This is a genomic window from Ruegeria sp. AN11 (assembly GCF_056536005.1).
Window position 1 is genome coordinate 2,243,502 of the sequence record NZ_JBQFJD010000001.1, and the last position, 15,862, is coordinate 2,259,363.

At 58.5% G+C, this 15,862-nt stretch carries 20 protein-coding genes; 10 read left to right on the forward strand and 10 right to left on the reverse strand.

All coding sequences use genetic code 11. The annotated features are described in order from the left end of the window. The first annotated feature begins 81 nt into the window (after window positions 1-81). From ACR3EQ_RS11025 to ACR3EQ_RS11050, 6 genes are all read left to right on the forward strand, one after another. On the forward strand, window positions 82-711 hold the full coding sequence (locus ACR3EQ_RS11025; protein WP_480490631.1) for an SH3 domain-containing protein: 630 nt from the start codon (window positions 82-84) through the stop codon (window positions 709-711). Between the two features lie 69 nt (window positions 712-780). Further along, window positions 781-1,608, forward strand: a complete 828-nt coding sequence (locus ACR3EQ_RS11030; protein WP_170611867.1) for an SDR family NAD(P)-dependent oxidoreductase — start codon at window positions 781-783, stop codon at window positions 1,606-1,608. A 75-nt stretch (window positions 1,609-1,683) separates the two neighbouring features. Further along, on the forward strand, window positions 1,684-1,887 hold the full coding sequence (locus ACR3EQ_RS11035; protein ID WP_170611869.1) for a twin transmembrane helix small protein: 204 nt from the start codon (window positions 1,684-1,686) through the stop codon (window positions 1,885-1,887). Further along, a complete protein-coding gene (locus ACR3EQ_RS11040) occupies window positions 1,888-2,460 on the forward strand; it encodes a cob(I)yrinic acid a,c-diamide adenosyltransferase (protein ID WP_170611872.1) in 573 nt (190 codons plus the stop codon). A 286-nt stretch (window positions 2,461-2,746) separates the two neighbouring features. After that, the gene (locus tag ACR3EQ_RS11045; RefSeq protein ID WP_170611874.1) at window positions 2,747-3,505 is read left to right on the forward strand and encodes an electron transfer flavoprotein subunit beta/FixA family protein; all 759 of its coding nucleotides are present in this window, start codon (window positions 2,747-2,749) and stop codon (window positions 3,503-3,505) included. Then, window positions 3,505-4,434 (forward strand): electron transfer flavoprotein subunit alpha/FixB family protein, encoded by a 930-nt coding sequence (locus ACR3EQ_RS11050; RefSeq protein WP_480490633.1) that lies wholly within the window; start codon window positions 3,505-3,507, stop codon window positions 4,432-4,434. The genes ACR3EQ_RS11045 and ACR3EQ_RS11050 overlap by 1 nt, the downstream gene beginning before the upstream one ends. On the opposite strand, the gene ACR3EQ_RS11055 is transcribed toward ACR3EQ_RS11050, so the two are convergent. Then, window positions 4,435-5,307, reverse strand: a complete 873-nt coding sequence (locus ACR3EQ_RS11055; RefSeq protein ID WP_480490634.1) for a DUF6473 family protein — start codon at window positions 5,305-5,307, stop codon at window positions 4,435-4,437. It lies immediately after the preceding gene. A 162-nt stretch (window positions 5,308-5,469) separates the two neighbouring features. Between ACR3EQ_RS11055 and ACR3EQ_RS11060 the strand changes: the two genes are divergently transcribed. Next, window positions 5,470-6,345 (forward strand): 3-hydroxybutyryl-CoA dehydrogenase, encoded by an 876-nt coding sequence (locus tag ACR3EQ_RS11060; protein ID WP_170611878.1) that lies wholly within the window; start codon window positions 5,470-5,472, stop codon window positions 6,343-6,345. A 79-nt stretch (window positions 6,346-6,424) separates the two neighbouring features. Here the strand turns inward: ACR3EQ_RS11060 and ACR3EQ_RS11065 are convergent, their stop codons facing one another. From ACR3EQ_RS11065 to ACR3EQ_RS11100, 8 genes are read right to left on the reverse strand one after another with little or no spacing between them, the layout of a single operon-like run. After that, on the reverse strand, window positions 6,425-7,324 hold the full coding sequence (locus ACR3EQ_RS11065) for a lysophospholipid acyltransferase family protein (RefSeq protein ID WP_170611880.1): 900 nt from the start codon (window positions 7,322-7,324) through the stop codon (window positions 6,425-6,427). Between the two features lie 40 nt (window positions 7,325-7,364). After that, window positions 7,365-7,634 carry an HPr family phosphocarrier protein gene (locus ACR3EQ_RS11070; protein ID WP_170611881.1) on the reverse strand — a complete coding sequence of 90 codons (270 nt, stop codon included), beginning with the start codon at window positions 7,632-7,634 and terminating at the stop codon, window positions 7,365-7,367. Between the two features lie 17 nt (window positions 7,635-7,651). After that, window positions 7,652-8,044: a PTS sugar transporter subunit IIA gene (locus tag ACR3EQ_RS11075; RefSeq protein ID WP_170611883.1), complete on the reverse strand. Its 393-nt coding sequence runs from the start codon at window positions 8,042-8,044 to the stop codon at window positions 7,652-7,654. Continuing rightward, complete coding sequence (rapZ, locus tag ACR3EQ_RS11080; RefSeq protein ID WP_170611885.1) at window positions 8,041-8,934, reverse strand: RNase adapter RapZ; 894 nt, start codon at window positions 8,932-8,934, stop codon at window positions 8,041-8,043. The genes ACR3EQ_RS11075 and rapZ overlap by 4 nt, the downstream gene beginning before the upstream one ends. Next, complete coding sequence (locus tag ACR3EQ_RS11085) at window positions 8,919-9,389, reverse strand: HPr kinase/phosphatase C-terminal domain-containing protein (RefSeq protein ID WP_170611887.1); 471 nt, start codon at window positions 9,387-9,389, stop codon at window positions 8,919-8,921. Before ACR3EQ_RS11085 ends, rapZ begins: the two co-directional genes overlap by 16 nt. 4 nt (window positions 9,390-9,393) lie before the next feature. Next, on the reverse strand, window positions 9,394-11,112 hold the full coding sequence (locus tag ACR3EQ_RS11090) for a sensor histidine kinase (protein ID WP_170611889.1): 1,719 nt from the start codon (window positions 11,110-11,112) through the stop codon (window positions 9,394-9,396). Between the two features lie 33 nt (window positions 11,113-11,145). Beyond that, complete coding sequence (locus ACR3EQ_RS11095) at window positions 11,146-11,850, reverse strand: response regulator (protein WP_170611892.1); 705 nt, start codon at window positions 11,848-11,850, stop codon at window positions 11,146-11,148. Between the two features lie 21 nt (window positions 11,851-11,871). Next, window positions 11,872-12,117, reverse strand: coding sequence for a hypothetical protein (locus ACR3EQ_RS11100; RefSeq protein WP_170611894.1), 246 nt, complete (start codon window positions 12,115-12,117; stop codon window positions 11,872-11,874). A gap of 79 nt (window positions 12,118-12,196) precedes the next feature. Between ACR3EQ_RS11100 and ACR3EQ_RS11105 the strand changes: the two genes are divergently transcribed. From ACR3EQ_RS11105 to ACR3EQ_RS11115, 3 genes are all read left to right on the forward strand, one after another. Then, on the forward strand, window positions 12,197-13,795 hold the full coding sequence (locus ACR3EQ_RS11105; RefSeq protein WP_480490637.1) for a phosphoenolpyruvate carboxykinase: 1,599 nt from the start codon (window positions 12,197-12,199) through the stop codon (window positions 13,793-13,795). 372 nt (window positions 13,796-14,167) lie between these two features. After that, on the forward strand, window positions 14,168-14,458 hold the full coding sequence (locus ACR3EQ_RS11110; protein WP_170611898.1) for a hypothetical protein: 291 nt from the start codon (window positions 14,168-14,170) through the stop codon (window positions 14,456-14,458). Between the two features lie 33 nt (window positions 14,459-14,491). Then, entirely contained in the window at window positions 14,492-15,034 is a 543-nt protein-coding gene (locus ACR3EQ_RS11115) for a hypothetical protein (protein WP_480440602.1), read from the forward strand. A gap of 4 nt (window positions 15,035-15,038) precedes the next feature. On the opposite strand, the gene ACR3EQ_RS11120 is transcribed toward ACR3EQ_RS11115, so the two are convergent. After that, window positions 15,039-15,803: a sulfite exporter TauE/SafE family protein gene (locus ACR3EQ_RS11120; RefSeq protein ID WP_170611899.1), complete on the reverse strand. Its 765-nt coding sequence runs from the start codon at window positions 15,801-15,803 to the stop codon at window positions 15,039-15,041. Between the last annotated feature and the right edge of the window lie 59 nt (window positions 15,804-15,862).

Genomic DNA, 15,862 nt, shown 5'->3' on the forward strand with positions numbered 1-15,862 from the left:
GACTCAATCCCCAAGCTATGCTAAACTTTCATCAATTGAATGCTGCCTGTTTGTTGTTGCGATTACCCGGGGGATTGCGTCATGACGCGCCTTATACTAGTTACCTTTGCTCTGCTCGGATGGAGCTTCTACGTGATGAGCGGCGGCCCCAATTTCGAGCCGCGCGGCCCGCGCGCGGAAAAACCTGTGCAAGTGGCGTCAGTTCCCAAACCCGCACCAAAGCCGATTGCTCCGGCCCCGGCGGAAGACCTTGTGAAAAAAGCCGCTATTAAGCCGGTCGAACCCGAGAAGCCAAAGCCGGAACCTGAACCGGCGCCTGTTCAGGTCGATACTCAGGCGCAGCTGACGCAGGTTGCTGTTGGGCTGAGTTCAGACCTGTTCCTGTTTGGCGATCAGGCCGCGACATTCTCTCTGGCGTCTCTGGATCAGGGTGCGGCAGCGCTGCGTCAGATCACACCTGAGGTGCCCGACGGGGTTTCGCAGACCGTTGCCCCCACCGAGCCCGCAAAAGACATCCGCGAAGTTACGGGCACCCGCGTCAACATGCGCGATGGGCCCGGCACGATCTATCCGGTCGTTGGCAAGGTTTCGATCGGACAGAAGGTCGAAGTGATTGGCGATTCGGGAACCGGCTGGCTGCGGCTGCGCGTGTTGCCCGGGCAACAGATCGGATGGATTTCCGCCTCACTGATCCGAAAAACAGAATACTGACACAGCGATGTCATTGTCCTGACCGGGACCGCGCCATAGCTTTTGGCAAAAGAACATCTCGGGGATGACATGCAGAAATCCATTCTGATCACAGGCTGCTCTTCCGGTATTGGCCTGGATGCGGCTCATGGGATGCGCGCCCGCGGCTGGCGAGTCTTCGCGGCCTGCCGCCAACAGCGCGACTGCGACAGGCTGAGGGCACAGGGCTTTGACAGTCCGCGAATCGATTATGCAGATGCGGATAGTATCCGAACAGGCCTGGCACAGGTGCTTGAGTCGACCGGCGGCACGCTGGATGCACTGTTCAACAATGGTGCACATGGATTGCCCGGTGCGATAGAAGACGTGCCGACGGATGGGTTGCGCGTCATATTCGAATCCAATGTATTTGGCTGGCACGAACTGACCCGGCAGGTCATCCCGGTGATGCGGCGTCAGGGTCACGGTCGTATAGTACAATGCTCATCGGTGCTTGGACTGGTCGCGTTCCCCTGGCGCGGTGCGTATGTCGCGACGAAATACGCGATCGAGGGTCTGACCGACACCCTGCGGCTGGAGCTCAGGGATACCGATATTAAGGTCGTCCTGATCGAACCCGGGCCGATCACTTCGAAGATTCGGGAAAACTCGATCCCGGTGTTTGAACGGTTCATCGACTGGGAAAACTCGGCATTGCGGGAAAAATACGAAACTTCGCTGCTGACACGACTCTACGAATCTTCTGGCCCCGACCGGTTTGAACTGCCCGCATCAGCCGTGACCGACAAACTCGCGATTGCCGTGAGCGCGAAAAGACCGCGCGCGCGCTATTACGTCACCACGCCCACCTACATCGCCGGGTATCTGCGCCGGGTTTTGTCCACAAAAACCATAGATCGCATTCTGTCATTGGGCTGAGACACAAAAACCCATTCGCTTTTGCCGCTGCGCCCGCTAGATGGAGGCGTGAAAACAAACGCGGACGAGGGCTCCATGGACCTGATCATGCTGGTCTTGCTTTTGGCCATGGCGGCAGTTGTCGTCGTTTTGGCTTTGGGCATTGCAAACTTTGGCAAAGGTGGGACCGAAGCGGCCCACAAAAGCAACAAGATGATGCGCCTGCGCATCCTGTTTCAGTTCATTGCCGTGGTGCTGATTGTGCTCTACGTCTATCTGCGCGGACAGGGAGGGCAATAAATGGTTGTTCTGAACAAAATCTACACGCGCACAGGCGACGATGGCAAAACCGCGCTTGGCAATGGCGAACGGGTCGCCAAATACTCGGGCCGTGTGGCTGGCTATGGCACGGTGGACGAACTGAACGCCTTTGTCGGCGTCGCCCGCGCGGAAGCCGATGGCGATGTCGAAGCAGCGCTGGCGCGCATCCAGAACGATCTGTTCGATCTGGGCGCTGATCTGTGCCGTCCAGATATGGAAAAGGATGCCGAGGCGGATTACCCGCCATTGCGGATCGCTCCGGCACAGATCGACCGGCTGGAAGCCGAGATCGACTCCATGAACGAACGGCTGGAGCCGCTGCGCAGTTTCATCCTGCCGGGCGGCACCCGGCTGGCGGCGCAATTGCATGTATGTCGCACGGTGTCGCGGCGTGCCGAGCGTCTGGTGGTCGAACTGTCCAATATGGAGCCCGTCAACGTAGTCGCCGTGAAATATTTGAACCGGCTGAGCGATTGGTTCTTCGTCGCCGCCCGCTGCGCCAACAACGACGGCCAGGCTGACGTTTTGTGGGTTCCGGGCGCGAACCGCTGAAAGCGGCACGGTGTCCTGTAGACCCGGTGGCGACCGGAAGGGTGAGGCCTCGGCCCGACAATCACAGTAAAGCGTCTGTTCCGGTCCGCCACTCGTCCCGTCGCGCACTAACCCGTTCCCACTGCGACACTACCGTTACGTAAAAAAATCATGAAACGCGACGTCTCAAGCTTACGACGTGACGATTTTGCTCTGTTGTCGCGCGGATTGAGACGCTATCTACACCCCGAGAGCATTGGTGGAGTCGCGACGCGGCTTGCCGTTTTTGTAAGGAGCGTACGCAAAAATGAAGGTACTTGTGCCTGTCAAGCGCGTGATTGACTACAACGTGAAGGTTCGCGTGAAGGCGGACGGGAGCGGTGTTGATCTCGCCAATGTAAAGATGTCGATGAACCCGTTCGACGAGATTGCAGTGGAAGAGGCGATCCGCCTGAAAGAGGCTGGCAAAGCTGAGGAAGTCGTGGCCGTCTCGATCGGCGTGAAGCAGGCGCAGGAGACGCTGCGGACCGCTCTGGCCATGGGCGCGGACCGCGCCATTCTGGTCGTTGCTGCCGATGACGTGCATCAGGACATCGAACCGCTGGCCGTTGCCAAGATCCTTGCCAAAGTGGTCGAGGAAGAACAGCCGGGCATCGTTCTGGCGGGTAAGCAGGCGATCGACAACGACATGAACGCCACTGGCCAGATGCTGTCGGCCCTGCTGGGCTGGAGCCAGGGCACCTTCGCGTCCGAGCTGGACATTGAAGGCGACACCGCCAAGATCACCCGCGAGGTGGACGGCGGCCTGCAGACCATCAGCGTCAAGATGCCGACCATCGTGACCGTTGATCTGCGTCTGAACGAGCCGCGCTATGCGTCGCTGCCCAACATCATGAAGGCGAAGAAAAAGCCGCTGGACGAGAAAACCGCCGCCGATTACGGCGTCGACGTCACTCCGCGTCTGGAAATCGTCAAGACCGAAGAGCCGCCGGCACGCGCTGCGGGCATCATCGTGGGCTCGGTCGACGAGCTGGTCGAGAAACTCAAAGAAGCGGGGGCTGTGTAATGGCTGTTCTTCTTCTCGCTGAAGTCAACAATGGTGAGCTGTCGCTGGACGCCACCGCCAAGGCCGTCAATGCCGCGAAAGTTCTGGGCGATGTAACCGTTCTGGCCGCTGGCGGTTCCGCCGCTGCCGCTGGTGAAGCTGCTGCCAAGATCGACGGCGTTTCCAAGGTTCTGGTTGCCGAAGACGCTTCGCTGGGCCACCGCCTGGCGGAATCGACCGCAGCGCTGATGGTGGGTCTGGCCGACGGGTACGAGCACATCGTGGCACCCGCCACCACCGACGCAAAGAACGTGATGCCGCGCGTTGCAGCGCTGCTGGACGTGATGGTGATCTCGGATGCATCTGGCGTTGTCGACGGCTCGACCTTCGAACGCCCGATCTATGCAGGCAACGCGATCCAGACCGTGAAATCGAACGACGCCAAAAAGGTCGTCACCCTGCGGACCGCCAGCTTTGACGCGGCGGGCGAAGGTGGTTCGGCCCCGGTCGAGACCATCTCGGTCGGCGAAAATCCGGGCCTGTCGTCCTGGGTCGAGGACAAGGTTGCGGCCAGCGACCGCCCCGAGCTGACCTCGGCTGGCGTTGTTGTTTCAGGTGGCCGCGGTGTTGGCTCCGAAGAAGACTTCAAACTGATTGAAGCTCTGGCTGACAAGCTGGGTGCTGCTGTTGGCGCATCGCGCGCGGCGGTCGACTCGGGTTACGCTCCGAACGACTGGCAGGTGGGTCAGACCGGTAAGGTCGTGGCTCCGGACCTGTACGTTGCCGTCGGCATCTCGGGCGCGATCCAGCACCTGGCTGGGATGAAGGACTCGAAGGTCATCGTCGCAATCAACAAGGATGAAGAAGCGCCGATCTTCCAGGTCGCCGACTTCGGACTGGTTGCCGACCTGTTCCAGGCCGTTCCGGAACTGACCGAAAAGCTTGGCTGATCAAGAACACAATTTTCTCGACGAGAAATCTTCAAGGCCCGCCGCAAGGCGGGCCTTTTTCAGTTCAGATCTTGAATAACCGGCACCAGAGCATCCGCGATGGCCCCTGTGTGCGGCCGGGCCGATCATGTGCTCTGCCATGGGCTGCTGCAATGTTCCGAACAGCACGTCCTCAAGTTCGTCTGAAGCGCCGGCAACGCAGACCGACAACTCGACGATACCCGCGCAATGCGATCGGAATTGCTCGACCATTGGCCTGTCGACCAGCAATTGCCCGCCAACATCGCATGGCGATTGCCTGTGCACGCGCAGCCACAGCAAGATCACTGGCGGTCCAACACGCTCGAGAAAGGACTGCAGGCTTTGGCACCACTGATCCTGCAAACCCTGGGCTAACAACGCAAACCGGGCGGCCCCAAGGTCCAATAGCCGCGTCAAAAGATGCTTCACAAAGTGAAATTCTGTGAAATCAACTTCAGGATAAAGATCTACGAGCCTACGCGTCGGCTCAAGAAACCTATCATTTCGGCGGGGATGCACCCGATAAAATGGGTTCGACTGACCGGCAAGCCCGGGGATCTGCAACACGCACAGCCCGGAACCATTCACCAGGTTCAGTATCCCTTGATCTCGCACCAACGCCTCGGCCCCGGCAAACAGGCTGCCCAGATTGACACAACACTTTCCCACACGCCCTTCCAACACTGAAGGGAACGGCTGATCCACGAACCGCCCGAATGTTTCGTCGCCGCCAACACAAACCACTGAGGACTTGTCCGGTCGCTTCTCAGGCCCGCGAAACCAGAGCCTGGATTGTTCATATTGGCAAACGGCAACATCGACCCGGCCCGAGCCGACCTGAAGATAGCTCATAACACCCACCTGTTTTTCACCCGGGTGCCATCTTGCGGCCGCAGGAATTGATAAAACCCTAATGTGCGCATTTGAAGCAAATTCAGCCTGATCCAACCCCTTGCCGCCCGCCCCGATCTGCCGATAGTGTCGGATCAACCTATGGGACAAAGGCACCTGAACATGGATGTAAAATCAGTCGGAGTGATCGGCGCGGGCCAGATGGGCAATGGCATCGCCCATGTTTTGGCGCTGGCGGAATATGACGTCCTTTTGACCGACGTCAGCCAGGAGGCGCTGGACAATGCTCTGGCGACGATCGAAGGCAATCTTGCCCGGCAGGTGTCCCGCGGAAAGATCACCGACGAGGCCATGCAGGCCGCCCTTTTGCGCATCGATACCACGCTTGAATTGCCTAAACTGGGTCAAACCGATCTTGTGATCGAGGCCGCGACCGAACGCGAAACGATCAAGCAGGCCATTTTCGAGGACCTTCAACCGCATCTGCAGCCCCATACGATCCTGACCTCGAATACCTCTTCCATTTCGATCACGCGTCTTGCCAGCCGAACCGACCGTCCGGAACGGTTCATGGGCTTTCACTTCATGAACCCTGTACCAGTGATGCAGCTGGTCGAGTTGATCCGCGGCATCGCAACGGATGAAGCGACCTACAAAGCCTGCAAAGCTGTTGTGGACCGGTTGGGCAAGACCGCGGCCAGCGCCGAAGATTTTCCGGCCTTCATCGTGAACCGGATCCTGATGCCGATGATCAACGAGGCGGTTTATACATTGTATGAGGGTGTCGGTAGCGTTCAGTCCATCGACCAGTCAATGAAGCTGGGCGCCAATCATCCGATGGGGCCGCTGGAGCTGGCGGATTTCATCGGCCTGGACACATGCCTGGCGATCATGAATGTGTTGCATGAGGGTCTGGCCGACACAAAGTACCGTCCGTGTCCACTGCTGACAAAGTATGTCGAGGCCGGCTGGCTGGGGCGAAAGACCGAGCGCGGGTTTTATGACTATCGTGGCGAAGTCCCAATACCAACGCGCTGACGCACAGGGGGCCAGCCCCCTCGCCCGGATTTCATCCGGGCTCACCCCCGGGATATTTTCAGCCAGATGAAGACGCGGATCAGGCCCTGGTCCCACCACCCAGAGCCAAGGTGTGCTTTCTAAGCCATGCCATGAACCCGCGCGGGTCTTTTTCGAGCAGCTGCATGTCGTCCTGCGAAATCGGATCACCGATGACCGGAGACTGCGGTTTGTTGCAGGACCTTACGATCTCGTGCAGCAGCAGCCCCTGACGCAGGATCGGGGAAACACGGTTTGCGATCTGATACCAGCGCGAGTTGCAACCAGGAAAAAAGATCGGCACGACCTGAGCACCGGACCGGCGGATCATCTTGGCCGTAAAAACGTTCCACTCCCGTTCCTGTGCGGGACCGAACCAACTGTCCGAAGACATCACCACGCCCGAAGGGAACAAGGCTACCACGCCGCCATTCTTGAGGTGTTCCATCGCCTTGCCGCGCATTTCCAGCATCTTGGCCTGGGCTTCGGGATCGTGCGGAAACGGAACCGCGATCATGAACGATGTCGCAGCTTCATCCAGGCCGGTCAGAACCGAGCGGGTCAGGATGCGATAATCGCTGCGCACGCGGCCGATCAGTTCGGCAAAAATCATGCCGTCAACCATGCCATGGGGGTGGTTGGCGACCACAACGACCGGGCCTTCCTTGGGAATGCGATCGATCTGTTCCTGCGGCGTGGTCAGTTTGATGCCCATCACCTCGAGCGCGCCGCCCCAAAAACGCTGGCCGCGGTACAACTCGTTCTTTTTTTCGAATTTATTGACCATTCGCAAAATGGTCAGTTTTCCGGTGCACCATTCGATGACCCGAATGGCAGCCGAAGTCCAGGCATCGTCAAACGAGTTGGCGTAGGTCAGCGTTCTGCGATCATAGATTTCGCCTTGTTCACCGGCCCCATCTACCACCGGGTTCGTCTTGGTCTCGTGCGTTGTTTCCGCCAATTCCTGGTTTTCCCGTTCTTCCTGTCCTGGCAGGACCGGCTCAGAATCCCTCTCCGAACTTGTCGTTCACCAAAGTTTCCAAGGCTTCCGCCAACGCCTCAGCATCCGGTCCGGACGTCTCGACGTCAATAGTGGTTCCGCGCGATGCTGCCAACATCAAAAGGCCCATAATACTGTCACCGGATGCAGAAAGTCCGTCCCGCGAAACCTCGGCACTGGCATCAAATCCCTCGACCACCTCGACCAGCTTGGCTGAGGCACGGGCGTGTAGGCCCTTTTCGTTAATAATTTTCAAGCTTCGGGTGGTCATGGTCAATTAATCCGATTTTAGTCCAACGTGACATTCTGCGCATTGATATATTTTCGTCCAGCCTCAATCGCTTGCCGGACGGCATCGCCGACGGGCAAGTGGCGGCTTTTGGCCAGTTTGATCAACATGGGAAGGTTTGCGCCGTAAAGTATGCGACGATCCTGCGGGGCGCAGGCCCGCATGCTCAGATTCGACGGGCTGCCGCCAAACAGGTCAGTCACGACAACGACACCATCGCCAGCGTCGACCTGATCCGCGGCACGGCATATTTCGCTTTGTTTGGCGTCGCGATCATGATCGGCCTCGATCGGTATCGCGACAAGACCCGGCTGTGTCCCGACCACGTGCTGCATCGCGGCCAGGTACTCTTCGGCCAGCCTGCCATGCGCTACAATTACGATCCCGATCAATCCGGCCTCACATTCAACGAACGTCGTTCCATTTCGCGGTGTCTGATTGCCACCTGCTGGCTCTCTTCCGCAAGGGCCTTTGCGACCGCTTCGGCCATCGCGACCGAACGATGTTGCCCACCTGTGCAGCCAAACGCAACCGAAAGATGCGCCTTGCCCTCGGCCCGGAAGGCCGGCAGCAAAAGCCTGAGCAGATCGACGACCTTGTCGAAGAACGGTCCGTAGTTCATATCCGACTGAACATAGCTTGCAACATCCGGGTTTCTACCATCGGCCGCGCGCAATTCAGGGCGCCAGTACGGATTGGCCAGAAACCGGCAGTCAAACACCATGTCCAGTCCCCTTGGCAGGCCGCGCTTGTACGAAAAGGATTCAATCGACACCGCCAGATGTCGGCCGCCCTGAGGTGCGAACCATCGCTCGACCTCATCGCGCAACTGATGGACATTCAGTGCTGTCGAGTCGATCAGCGTATCGGCAATTTCGCAGATCGGGGCCAGCAGCTCCTTTTCCTGGCGTACGCCGGATTCGGGGCTGGAATCCCTTGCCACCGGGTGCCGCCGGCGGGTTTCGGAAAAGCGTCGCAGCAGCACGTCATCGCTGCAATCCAGATAAAGGGTGGTCAGATCGACCTGTTCCATCCGGCTGAGTTTCGCCACCAGTTCAATGAATCCGATGGTTGAAAAATCGCGGTTGCGCGCGTCGATCCCAAGCGCCATGGGCCGGTCGCTTTCCGGGCCATCCAGAAGGCGTGTCAACAGCCCCATGGGCAGGTTGTCGATGGCTTCAAAGCCCAGATCTTCGAGAACATGGATTGCGGTCGAACGTCCGGCACCCGAAGGCCCGGTGACCAGAACGATACGCCGCTGTGCTGTCAGTTCCCGGGCCATTCCGGATCCATTCGTCCCATTTTCATAAATTGTACCAATGCTGCGGCCAAATTGGGGACTTCACCGCCCCAAAGCAAGGGAACAGGATGCCCCAGCAGAACCACCATCCGTGGCTCGGGCAGACGTGCGGGTTCGCTCTGGTCCAGATCCACAACGAGGCTGACAGGAACCGGACCCTTAGAGTCTGCGCGCAACAGGCCGATACCACGCGCCTCGATCACGCCCCGCAGCTCCGGAACGGCGTCGGCGATCACATGGCCATCCCGTACATGCAGATTGACCCGGTCGTCCGCAACAAGCCGTGCCCCGAGCGCCATCATCTGCAGCGCCAGTGACGACTTGCCCGCGCCAGAACGCCCCACGATCAGAAGGCCGTGCCCTTCGATGCTGACGCAAGCGGCATGGATACAAGCTGTGTTCTGTTGTTCGATGGCAGAAAGGGTCGGGCTGGACATATGCCTACAAAGGAAGCCCGACAACAAACCGGGCGCCCAAAGGATCCGAAGTTATGTCCGCTTCGGTCGGACGGATGTTCTCCGCCCAGATCACACCGCCGTGGGCCTCGACAATCTGTTTTGAAATCGCAAGTCCCAAGCCCGAGTTGTTCCCAAAATGCTCGACCGGGCGCTGCGAGTAGAAGCGTTTGAACACTTTGGTCAGCGCCTGATCGGGTATGCCCGGACCGGTATCTTCCACCACCACCAGAACCCGGTTCTCGCGCTGTCGTACCCAGACCCGAATGGCATCGCTTTCCTCACAGAAGGAAATCGCATTGGTGATCAGATTGACGAAAACCTGTGCCAGTCGCGCCTCAAGCCCGTTGATCACAATCGGGTCGGGCGGCAGATCGGTGATGTAGTCGATCCCTTTCGACCGCGCGTCTTCGCCCAGATACTGCCCAAGATTGCCCAGCAGCTTGAGCAGATCAAAGGGCTGCTCCTCTTCCTTGACCAGTTCGGCATCCAGTCGGGATGCGTTGGAAATATCACTGACCAACCGGTCCAGGCGCCGCACGTCATGTTCGATCACGCCCAAAAGTTTCTCGCGCTGGTCGTCGCGTTTGACCATGCGAAGCGTCCCGACTGCCGATTGCAGGCTTGCAAGCGGGTTCTTGATTTCATGCGCCACGTCCGCCGCAAACTGCTCGTTCGCATCGATCCGGTTGTAAAGCGCGGTCACCATCCCTCGCAGCGCTCCGCTGAGCTGCCCGATTTCATCGGGGCGGGCGCTGAGGTCGGGAATTCGAATGCGGCCCGGATTGACACCAGCCCCCCTGTCCCTGCCCATCTCGGCAGCCGCCGCCAGATCCGCAAGCGGGTTGGCGATGGTTGATGCAAGAACAAGGCTCAGGCCGACAGACACCAGCAGGGCCACCACGAACATCTGCAGAATGCGCTCCTGCTCCTGCCGGGCAAGCGCATCAATCTCACCGGCCGGACCGGCCATGGCAACGGCACCGACCGGGCTTCCGTCAAACAGAATGGGCGCAGCCGCCACGATTGCGGTTTCCCCTGCATCATCCTGAACCGCCTGCATTTGAACATTGCCCAGCAATGCCTGCGGGATGATTTCCTGTACGCGTTGTGCAAGCGTCGGTGGATCGGTTTCCTGCGGTTTCGTGAATACTGTCGTCAGACCCATCCAGACGGCATTGAGACCGTCACTGATAACTGTACTGCCGGTTGGCGCATCGGCCCCTGACTCCAACCCGAGAGGCATTTGCGCCGGCAGCGAAGCGCCTCGGGTCCAGCCGATCAGGGTGCCCTGGGCATCATAAATGAAGACCTCGCCGCCATCGGGCAGTGTAAGTCCGGACAACGTGTCCCTGACATCCAGATCAGCAGCGTCCCGGGGGCCGTCGGAATCCGCCTGACGCAGCTGGGTTTCGAACACGTTGCTGACCAGCTGGGCATCACCCACCAGATTGCGCGCCGTCTGCTGGACCCGCTCCTTGCGTGAATCGTCCAGATACAGCAACCCGGTCACAAGAATGACCAGGGCGATCAGGTTGAACGTGATGATCTTGCGCGCCAGAGGAGAGCCGCGCAGAGAAAACAGATTGCGTCGCGACCGCGTTGCCCTGAGTTCATGGGACTCGGGATCATGCGGGATGACCCAGTCATCCCCCAGAACGACATCTCCGTCGCGCAGCGCATTAGCTTGTTCGGTATCGCGCACGAGACCCGGCTACCCCTTATCAGAAGGCTATTCTTATTCTTCGTTGTATCTGTACCCGATGCCGTACAGGGTTTCGATGGCCGAAAACTCAGGATCTGCCGCGCGCATTTTCTTGCGCAGCCGCTTGATGTGGCTGTCGATGGTGCGGTCGTCGACATAAACCTGATCGTCATAGGCCACATCCATCAACTGATCGCGGCTTTTGACGAACCCCGGTCTCTGCGCCAGCGCCTGCAACAACAGGAACTCGGTCACTGTCAGCGAAACATCGGTGCCCTTCCAGCTTACGGCGTGGCGCAGCGGATCCATCCGAAGTTCACCCCGCTCCATGACCTTGGCATCACCCGAGGCGGCAGCGGACACATCGCCCTCGGTCGCTTCCTGCCGGCGCAGCAACGCGCGGATACGTTCAACCAGAAGACGCTGTGAAAAAGGCTTTTTGACATAGTCATCCGCGCCCATGCGAAGGCCCAGAACCTCGTCGATCTCGTCATCCTTGGATGTCAGGAAGATCACCGGCATCTGAGTTTTCTGGCGCAGCCTTTGCAACAGGTCCATGCCGTCCATGCGGGGCATCTTGATGTCCAGCACGGCCATGTCCGGCAATTTCTTGTTGAATGCATCCAGGGCAGCCTGCCCGTCATTATATGTTTCGACCTCAAAACCCTCGGCTTCGAGCGTCATGGATACCGACGTCAGAATGTTCCTGTCGTCATCCACCAGTGCAATCTTTGACATCGGGTTCATCCCTATTCCTGCTCACTCTTGCAATAATTGGCTTATTTGTAAGGCATTGTTGGCGTTTTTAGGACGCCGAATCAATCCGTAACTGCGAATCGTGCCTTTCTTGGGGCAAGCTTGCGGCAAATTTGCCTTGCTGCCCGCAAATTGCCGCCCAGATTTTTGGCGGAAAATTCTTGGTGGCGCTAAACTTGTACTTGGTTGCGCTAACTGCGCCAAACCGTCCTGTTCATGCCCTAAATGACCGTGATAAGACCCGCCCATCCGCCGGTTTTTCCCGGCATACTGCCCCAAGAGCGCATAAGGCCAAACAGCCTTCGCGCCGCCACAGGAGAAGACACACATGACATCTGGACGGGTTAACCCGCAATTCCGCCTCGAGGATCAGGGCATCGAGGGTCTGGGCAATGTCTATTACAACTTCATGGAACCTGCGCTGATCGAAGAGGCGCTGAAGCGCGGCGAGGGCACGCTGGGCAATGGCGGCGCGTTTCTGGTTACGACTGGCAAATTCACAGGCCGGTCTCCGAAAGACAAGCATGTTGTCAAAACCGACAGCGTCGCCGACACCATCTGGTGGGAAAACAACGCCGCAATGACCGCCAAGGGCTTTGACGCGCTATATGAAGATATGCTGGCCCATATGAAGGGTCGCGACTATTTCGTGCAGGACCTGGTCGGTGGGGCCGATCCGGCCTATTCGATCAACGTGCGCATGGTCACCGAATTGGCCTGGCACAACCTTTTTATCCGCCACCTGCTGCGACGGCCGGACCGCGCTGACCTGGACGAGTTCACCGCGGATTTCACCGTCATCAACTGCCCCAGTTTCAGCGCGGACCCGAAAAAGCACGGCTGCCGCAGCGAGACCGTGATTGCGCTGAACTTCGACCGCAAGCTGATCCTGATCGGCGGCACAGAATATGCAGGTGAGAACAAAAAGTCTGTCTTTACCCTGCTGAACTACATGCTGCCCGAAAAGGGCGTGATGCCGATGCACTGCTCGGCCAACCATGCTGTGGGCAACCCGGTTGATACCGCCGTGTTCTTCGGCCTGTCCGGCACCGGCAAAACCACCTTGTCCGCCGACCCGTCCCGCGTGCTGATCGGCGATGACGAGCACGGCTGGTCCGACCGCGGCACTTTCAACTTCGAAGGTGGCTGCTATGCCAAGACCATCAACCTGAATGCCGAGGCAGAACCCGAGATTTACGCCACCACCACGAAATTCGGCACGGTGATCGAGAACATGGTCTTCGATCCCGAGACCAAAAAACTGGATTTCGACGACGATTCCCTGACAGCGAACATGCGTTGCGCCTATCCGCTGGAATATATCTCGAACGCATCGAAATCGGCGTTGGGCGGCCATCCAAAGAATATCATCATGCTGACCTGCGACGCATTTGGTGTTCTGCCCCCGATTGCGCGGCTGACACCGGCGCAGGCGATGTATCACTTCCTGTCAGGCTTCACGTCGAAAGTCGCCGGTACCGAGCGTGGCATTACCGAGCCTCAGCCCACATTCTCGACCTGCTTTGGCGCACCTTTCATGCCGCGCCGCCCCGAGGCCTACGGCAACCTGCTGCGGGACAAGATTGCCCAGCACGGCGCGACCTGCTGGCTGGTGAACACCGGCTGGACCGGAGGCGCTTACGGCGTTGGCAGCCGGATGCCCATCAAGGCAACCCGCGCGCTGCTGACTGCGGCGCTGGAAGGGTCGCTGGCGGATGCGGAGTTCCGCAAGGATGCCAGCTTTGGCTTTGACGTTCCGGTCTCGGTTCCCGGTGTGCCCGAAGTCCTGCTGGACCCGCGCCGCACATGGGACGATCAGGCAGCCTTCGACAAACAGGCTGAAAAACTGGTGCAGATGTTTGCCGAAAACTTTGAGCAATATCTGCCCTTTATCGACGAAGACATCAAAGCCGTCGCAATCGGATAAGGCAATTTCAGGGGCCACCGCGCCCCTGATTTCATCCGGACCCGGGTGAAAGGCGCAGCACTGCTCGCCATATAGATGTATTCACCCATATGTGTTGGCAATTGCATTGCCTGATGCGGTAAATTGCGCTACCCACGTTTTCATTTAGGTCAAAAAAGTGCCCGGCACGAAACGCACCGGGCCGCAACTGAAAGAACTTTTGGGCAGCTCTCAAGAACTCACTCACCTTGGAAATTGAGCAGCCTAATCAGGAAACCAGTTTAGTCCCAGAGGGATGAGTGTCAATATGAGACATGCCAAATACAGCACCACACTGCATGTTTCTCATCACCACGGGTGACTGAAACCTGACTAAGGGGAAAACGGAAAATCATGACGGAAATTTCGAAACTCACTGAATTGCGCAAACTCATGCAGAGCATGGAACGAACGCTGGGCCTCGAGAAGCTCTCTCCGGTTGAGCGCGATATCTACTATGCCGCCGAGGAACTGTCCAAATCCGACGAGGAAGTGCGCACTTTCGGTTTGATCGAACACACCCTTGTCAAAAGCGTTTCGCGCCCGACATTCTTCCGCGCGCTGAAATCGCTGGTCAAGAAAGGGTATCTGTCACAAAGCGGCAGCGCCAACCGGGGGCGGTATATCGTTCATGCACCCAGATGAAGCCGCCGCGTTTCGTGACGACGGCTGATTGTCGTGCGAAAATGGGCTACCGAAACCTTCTACGCCTCTTTGGCCTATGTGGTGGTATCGTTCCTCACGTTTGAGGTTTTGATGCCCCTTCAGAACGTGTTTTTTCCTGAATACCCCAGCCGGGCCAGCCTGTTGTTTCTGCCGCATGGCGTACGGGTTCTGGCCGCCTGGCTGTTGGGATGGCGCGCCGTTTTTGCACTGCTGCCGGGTGTTTTCATCGTCTTCGCTTATGTCGGCGGATGGGACGTGTTCCTGCCCAGCCGCCTGATGGCGATGGTCATCGCCGTCGCGACCGCACCTGCGGTGTTTTATCTGTGTAAGGGGCTTGGTTGGGACCTATTTCCCCGGCCCGGCAAACGGCCATGCTGGGCCTGTGTCATGGGTGTGGGGATTGTCACGTCGTTTCTGGTGTCGATCCTGACCAACATGGCCTTTGGCAGCGCCACGGCGGAATACATCGCCTTCTTGATTGGCGATATCTCTGGTTTGTTTTTCCTGATGCTGATCCTCTACTTCTCGTTCCGCTACGCGGACAGCCGGGCCTGATCCTTCAACCCGTCAGCCCCCGGCGAAGCAGATTCAGACCGCCGATCAGCAACACGATCAACGTCACCTTGCGGAACCGAGCCTGATCAATCCGTGCCTGGAGCTTCAGCCCTGCCCACAACCCAATGACCGCCGGTGCGATCAGAAAACCGGAAAATGCGGCCGTTTCCATGCGCAGGATGCCTGATCCCAGATGGGCAAAAACCAGCGCCACCGCACCCAGCCCGTAAACGACGCCCTGAACCCGCATCTGATCTGCCTTCGGCGTGTTGAGGGCCGTCAGGTACATCACGGTCGGCGGCCCCCAGATTCCTGACATACCGCCCACGAAACCGGCAACCGAACCCATCGCCGCCTCAATCCAGGCTGAAGGTTTCGACAATGTCAGCTTTGATCCCAAGACCTGAATCAGCGCAAAGAACGTCACCGGTGCGCCGATCATCAGCAACAACGTTCGCGGCGGAACCAGGCTGACCAGTTGGGCACCCGCCAACAAAAACAGCAGCCCCACGATCAGAAACACACGGAACCGTCGGATGGACGACACCGCTGCGGGGACACCTTCGCGCAACGCCTGAACTCCGTTTGTGACCAAAGTTGGCAGGATCAGCCCGGCCACGGCCCATTCGGGCGGCAGGAAGATGCTCAGCCCCGAAACCAGAACCATGGGCATGGCAAATCCGACCATTCCCTTGATGCAGCCGGCAAGAAAGGCAATCGAAACGGCCAGCGCCAGATCCTGTGTCGAGAGTATTGAAAGCCATGTCATGCCTCGTTGATACCACTCCCAGATTTCTCTGCACTGCAAAACTCATCGGGTAATTTTTG